The 6000-nt window shown below is 39.9% G+C and carries 7 protein-coding genes; all 7 read left to right on the top strand.

Annotated features, from left to right (window positions below; translation table 11 throughout):
* The first annotated feature begins 84 nt into the window (after nt 1-84).
* A complete protein-coding gene (locus WBG78_RS23235) occupies nt 85-528 on the top strand; it encodes a DUF4240 domain-containing protein (RefSeq protein ID WP_443092799.1) in 444 nt (147 codons plus the stop codon).
* 524 nt (nt 529-1052) lie between these two features.
* Nucleotides 1053-1691 (top strand): hypothetical protein, encoded by a 639-nt coding sequence (locus tag WBG78_RS23230; protein WP_337328896.1) that lies wholly within the window; start codon nt 1053-1055, stop codon nt 1689-1691.
* Between the two features lie 122 nt (nt 1692-1813).
* Nucleotides 1814-2176: a hypothetical protein gene (locus WBG78_RS23225; RefSeq protein WP_337328895.1), complete on the top strand. Its 363-nt coding sequence runs from the start codon at nt 1814-1816 to the stop codon at nt 2174-2176.
* Between the two features lie 236 nt (nt 2177-2412).
* Nucleotides 2413-2901 (top strand): hypothetical protein, encoded by a 489-nt coding sequence (locus WBG78_RS23220; RefSeq protein ID WP_337328894.1) that lies wholly within the window; start codon nt 2413-2415, stop codon nt 2899-2901.
* 458 nt (nt 2902-3359) lie between these two features.
* Nucleotides 3360-3557, top strand: coding sequence for a hypothetical protein (locus WBG78_RS23215; protein WP_337328893.1), 198 nt, complete (start codon nt 3360-3362; stop codon nt 3555-3557).
* 643 nt (nt 3558-4200) lie between these two features.
* Nucleotides 4201-4587: a hypothetical protein gene (locus WBG78_RS23210; protein WP_337328892.1), complete on the top strand. Its 387-nt coding sequence runs from the start codon at nt 4201-4203 to the stop codon at nt 4585-4587.
* A gap of 133 nt (nt 4588-4720) precedes the next feature.
* Nucleotides 4721-5647: a hypothetical protein gene (locus WBG78_RS23205; protein ID WP_337328891.1), complete on the top strand. Its 927-nt coding sequence runs from the start codon at nt 4721-4723 to the stop codon at nt 5645-5647.
* Nucleotides 5648-6000: the final 353 nt, after the last annotated feature.

The raw sequence follows: 6000 nt of genomic DNA, 5'->3' as shown, positions 1-6000 counted from the left end.
CTTATCAGATGACCAACACGGTACTCTACTACAAAACCAAATGGAAAATTCTGTGCAGATTTTAGGGGGCTAAGACAATATCTAATATCAGAAATTGAAAAGCTTACTCCAAAAGAAATGATTGGTTTTCGCCTACGGACGGATTATCTGCTTTATCACACTTATAATTCTGAAATGTGGTGTGCTGGTTATATTATGAACGGAGGATGCTCTGATGACGGTTTTGAATACTTTAGGTGTTGGGTGATCTCAAGAGGAAAGGACACATATTGCAATGCCAAAGCGAACCCTGACTTTCTGATAAGTGAAGTTGTCCAAGGAGCCGAATTTTATGACTTTGAGAGCTTTTGGTATGTTGCCTTGGAGGCATTCAAACATAGAACTGGAAAAGACCTATACGACTATATTGACAACGAGAATTTTAAGACGAAGGAAGGTTCCTATCCGCAATTTGAATTTACCTGGCAAGAGGAAAGACCTGAAAGCATGAAAAAGATTTGCCCAAAATTATTTGCCAAGTTTAATTAGTAGATGGTGCCGTACTACGCACAGCAACGTATATATAAAACTGCCGGCACAGTTGATTTTTAAGTTATTATTTTGGAGTACCGGCACGTTTTATATAAAAGCGTTGTAGGGCATTTTAATTTTGAAAGATGAGCCAAAACATTGCAATCTGGGCATTTTACATAATGATGACAGTGACAGGTGTTTTGCAATTGGTCATGTGGTATAAGAGGAGTAAATTCCTAAAGACAACTAAAGAAAATTCGAAAGTTGAAGACCTAGAGACCATCCTACGAATTGTCATTCCTGTTGAGTTGACGGGTGCCAGCTAAAGACAATTTGAGAATTTAAGAAGGTCTGCTGTGTTCGCGTCAAACTGTTGGATAGTATCATTAGTGTTGACCCTCATTGTTCGATAATACTATTCAATATGATAAAGTGAGCTAGACTAAAGCGCCTACAACACCACATATGCGCCATTGCGGTTTGTTGGTATATTCACTGTAAACTGCAACGGCGCATATGTAAGCGTTGTAGGTAACCTTATGAACAGAACTGCATACTTCAAGAAGATTAATTCAGTGTCTTCACCTCTACTGCTATTGCCGGCTGACCTGGATTCAGTTGTTAAAATACGGGCAAACGACATGCTTGAGAGCAAGACCGTATATTTAGATTTTGCTGACAAGCTATCACAGTTTCAGAATGAAGCGGCAAAGACAAGAGCCACATTTATCCGAATGCAGTGCGACGGCAAGGAAGCAGGATATTTCTTTGAACAGCATCGTGAAAGTTGGGGGATTCCGAAATTTGAGGAAGACTTACTGAGAGTTAACGAGTTCAAGAATGGCTTCCTTTTCACATTTCGTGACCATTCGACATCCTGGTGCGAAGATGCAGAGGCAAGAGATTGGTTTTTCAAAAGCGTTGAAGCAAGATTTGCACGGAACTATGAGTTTTGGGCTTGCGACAATGGACCAGAAGAAATTGTGTCGAGTACAAGCGGCGACTACAAAACGATGATGTGGACAATTGTTAGAGATTATCAGAATTATTCCGCGTTGGCAAGTTCCGTTTTCACGAAACAGGACTTGAAGGACTTCTACAACAACTTTGACGAAGAAGACGGGGATTATTATAAAGAGGATTTGCTAGAAATGATAGAGGAAAACCCAAACTGGTAAGATTGGTGTAAGTCTACCGACAACACCACATATGCGCCATTGCAGTTTGTTGGCTATATTGAAAGGGTGAACTGTACGGCGCATATGTAAGCGTTGTGGCTCGTGCACTGGACAGATATGATATGAGACTTAAGACAATCGGACTAATCGGACTCTTGACAATTGGATGTTCGAGGGCCGCTGACAAAGGATCTATTTCAGGTTCCCAGCCGACAGCTGACCAACTTGAAAATTCAATTGACGGAGTTTGGACTGATGGTTCAGGACCGAACGCATCGTTTTCAATTGAGAATGATTCGACTATTTATGACATAGAGCACTTCACAACAGCACGATTTGTGAGACAAAAGGATTCCGCAACATTCTACTATCCTGACGACACATTGAAAGTTAGAATATATAGGATTCATGAGGACACTTTGATTTATGAATACGAAGGACAGAAAACGAAGTACTGGAGATTCTGGGAAGAAAATAACAGTTGAAATATGTGCACGAGCCACAACAGCAGCTATATGTCATGGCGGCACGATGATATTTGATTTTTATATTTCGGTGTGCCGCCACGCCATTAAGCTAGGCGTTAGCGGTAATTGTTTGTAATAAAGATGCTAGCGAATTAATGAGAACGTTGATATTCTTAGTCCTATGCATTTCGTGCTTGACTCAATGTATGAGACATCGTTTTCCGAGTGGCTCCTTGACTAAACGCCAGGCCAGAATGGATTCAGAAAATCATAATTGTGTAGAGACTACAAAGTACAGCGCTGAAGAAAGAATGCGGTTTTATCCATTTGACACTGCTGATATTATTAAAATAGTATCGTTTGACAACTTGGGGGATTCAGCCATCGAGCATACACTTCCTATGAAAGGAAAGGAAATAGATTTTGCAAAAATTACAGAAGTAAAAACACTTAGCAAAGACGAAGTTAGGAAGTTGACGAGTATCCTATACAATGTTACATACAAAGGGGAGATCTTTATTGAGTCTGGAGTGGGCTGCTATAATCCACGAAATGCTATCTTATTTTATGACTCCGACGGCCATTTGTTGGAATTTATCGAATTGTGTTTTGAGTGCACCGGCAGCAGATTGAGTTCAGAGAAGATTAGCTTGGGGGACTTGTGCAATCAAAAATGGGTTTACTTGGAAAATTTCTTCTTGACGGCAGGAATAAAAATCGGGGCACTTAGAGATGTCCGCTAGCGAGGAGAAACAACTACCGCTAACACCAACTGCAACGGCTCATATGTAAGCGTTGACTGCTATGCATTTTTTGGACAATTGTGACTTTGTTTGGACAAGTGAATTATACGGACAAACATTTGGCGTGAGACTAGCTGCTCTTTTATTCCTGCTCACAATTTCTTGCTCAACTAAAGACAAGGTTAAAATTGAACCATTACCAGAGCCACCCCCCCTGAGAATCGGCGGGGTTCAGACTGACTGTTCAGAGATCCAAACCAATTATCGTGAAGACTTAGGGGCAATATCATTGCCAGGGTTTTGAGTAATTCGTAGTTTTGTTTTCAAATCATGTTCGGTTTCTTGGGACAGACTGAGCGGGTCGCAATAAACATTCCTATCGTCATTGTTTATTTGCTCTAAACCCGGCAACGCTATATAGCCGAACGTTGTGCGTAATCTGTTAAACTGAAAGAAGTATGAGAATGGGAAGGCTGGTCAAAATTCTGCTTTCAATAGGGATAATGGTCGTGGGATGGTTAATGATTGGAATTGGCTATACTACAAAACTTAGGGGAAGTTCGTCCAATGAAATAATGTTCGTAGGTGGTATCGGACTGTTTTTTGGAGGACTAACTGCTGCCATAAAATGGGGAAGGAAGAGGGATAAAGGTTAGTGGAGTAATGACTTCAGTTTGACGGAGTGGCTTTACACAGTAGATTGATGCGCACAACACCACATATTCGCCAAATTACTATGTTGGCTATATTTAGGTAAACTGCAACGGCGTATAACCAGCGTTATGCGCAATTTCTGACCAATAAAGGGAAGCGCTTGAGATGGAGATTGTTGTAAAATGTGTTTCGATTCTTCTTTTATTGGGTCTGCTGTTGATACCTATAATGATATTCGTCTCTCTTAGTAGGCGAACTGTTAAGAAGTGGAACCTTCTCCTTTACCTAGCGTCGGGGTTTGCCATAACTTTCGCAATTATGATAGTGTTCGCTTGGTGGACGCATTATTCGAACGAATTACTTATGAGTCACTATGGATATGACAGTGAGGGAATGGACGATACGGAAAGGTTTAGGAGAGTGCTGAGCGCGAATGTTCAACGGGTAAAACAGCTTAAAATGAGCAACTCTGGTATAGGATGGCCATTGAAGGCTTTTATGATGTATGAGTTTTATACATTGTATCTCATATTTGTCTACACCGCTGGATACCTATTTCGCAATATGAGGCAGACAAAATGAAATTATGCGCATATGTAAGCGTTGTAGGGCTTTTTTCTCGGACAGGTAGACCTCAGACAAAATATGAAAGGACAAAAGATTAAAGAATTAATTCCGATAGGACTTATTGTGATTGCATTAATCTATACAGCAATTACCGTTCTGACGACTGACATAATTTTGACACATCAACACTGGATTGCCTATGGACTGACTTCTTTAGTTCTCGTGACGTTGTTTATAAATAAGAAAATTTCAAACATAATTCTCGGACTGACATTAATCTTAGGGCTGCTAAACGTGCTTGCATTTACTCCGACAATTTTGACCATTGGAGGTGGACTAACATTCAACGCATTGGACGCTGAAATAATGATCGGTATTCAATTATTCTCGCTTATCGTATTCTTGACGTTCATTTATGCATATCGGAGAGATTTTGCTGCTTGGATAAACAAGGATGGACTTTAAAAAGTAGACAAATGAAAACGCCCTACAACAAAAGCTATAAGCCATGGCGGCACGGTTGATGTTTACTTTTTATATTTCGGTATGCCGCCACGCCTTATAGCTGAACGTTGGCCGCAATGCTATCTGTAACAGAATGAATTTCAAGTATCGACTTAACTATTATAAAGACGAAGATGGGGAATATTCGGACTACAAACCCTGTGACAAGTCGACAATTGACAGGATTATATCAGACCATTGGACAAATGAGCACCTACCAAATGGCCTGGAGACAATTGTTGTAACAAACAAGCAAGGACATTCAATAATCCTGGAACATTCGAGGAAAGAAGTATTTGATGCTTACTATTTGCCGGCATCCCGAAGATTTCATTATCACAAGAAGAGCCAAATAAATATAATTCAAGAAACGTTGGCCAACTTCATGAACAACGAGATCGATGAATTAGAAAGCTCTCTTAATAAGACAACAAAAGATAATAGGTATGTGAGAGGCGACTATTTCTTGAAAAATCATGACTATCAACTAACAAGAGAAAGGTCCTTTAGGGAATTGCTTTGGTTTTTATGGTATGGAGTACCCGTGGCAGCAATTGGCAATTTTGTGTTCATATCATCACTTTTAAAAGGACCAACGGGAGTTGGCGACTTTTTAAGCGCCTTGCTGTTCCTGCTTGCAAATATGCTTTGGATACCTGGAATTATCCTTCACTATCAATATACGCAGGATGCCAAAGGCCTCATCATAAGATTGACAAGAGGAAGTGATCAAATCATTATTAGAACTCCACTAACAAAAAAGGTGCTACTCAAATCCGACATCAGACAGGTCACAAAAGTCGAGAACCCGGCTTATAAAATCCCATGGTCCGAGTACGGTTATATTCAAATAGATTTCACTTCCGGTGAAGTTATTAACTTGACCAATCTATTAGCAGACCAATTATTTATTTTAGACAAGTTTGAGTTTGACAACGTGAAAAAGACATCAGTTAGAAGCGGAATTCCTACACTCAAAAGAAGGACACGTATACATAGCACGGCGGCCAACAATGTATAAGCGCATATTAAATTTTGTTGTTTATTTTTAAGGTAAATTTAAACTGCGCTTATGCCTGCGTTGTGTGCAAGCCCTGGAAAGTGGGTGCCTATGCAATAAAGTCTGACTTCATAATTCGTGACGGGTATTTTCGATTACATTATATACTGACGTTAGTCGCATATAATCACAATAATGACGGAGAGACAAGAGATCTTAAATCGAATGAAAAGGATCGAGGACTATTTTAAAGCACATTCGATCGACAAAGAACTATTTATTCCGGAGTTTGAGTGCGCAAGAATGATCAGGGAAAGGGTAGGACAAGGGAGTCAACTTACTATACAAGAAGCAGAAGACATTGTTAGAATCTA

It is taken from the genome of Chryseolinea sp. T2 (assembly GCF_037203685.1).
Taxonomy (GTDB): domain Bacteria; phylum Bacteroidota; class Bacteroidia; order Cytophagales; family Cyclobacteriaceae; genus Chryseolinea.
The sequence above is the reverse complement of the archived record's forward strand: the minus strand, read 5'-3'. Positions and strand labels throughout refer to the sequence as shown.

Coding starts and splice junctions, on each gene's coding strand:
- WBG78_RS23215 (WP_337328893.1), top strand. CDS start 3,360: ATGAGAATGGGAAGGCTGGTCAAAATTCTGCTTTCAATAGGGATAATG.
- WBG78_RS23225 (WP_337328895.1), top strand. CDS start 1,814: ATGAGACTTAAGACAATCGGACTAATCGGACTCTTGACAATTGGATGT.
- WBG78_RS23210 (WP_337328892.1), top strand. CDS start 4,201: ATGAAAGGACAAAAGATTAAAGAATTAATTCCGATAGGACTTATTGTG.
- WBG78_RS23230 (WP_337328896.1), top strand. CDS start 1,053: ATGAACAGAACTGCATACTTCAAGAAGATTAATTCAGTGTCTTCACCT.
- WBG78_RS23205 (WP_337328891.1), top strand. CDS start 4,721: ATGAATTTCAAGTATCGACTTAACTATTATAAAGACGAAGATGGGGAA.
- WBG78_RS23220 (WP_337328894.1), top strand. CDS start 2,413: ATGGATTCAGAAAATCATAATTGTGTAGAGACTACAAAGTACAGCGCT.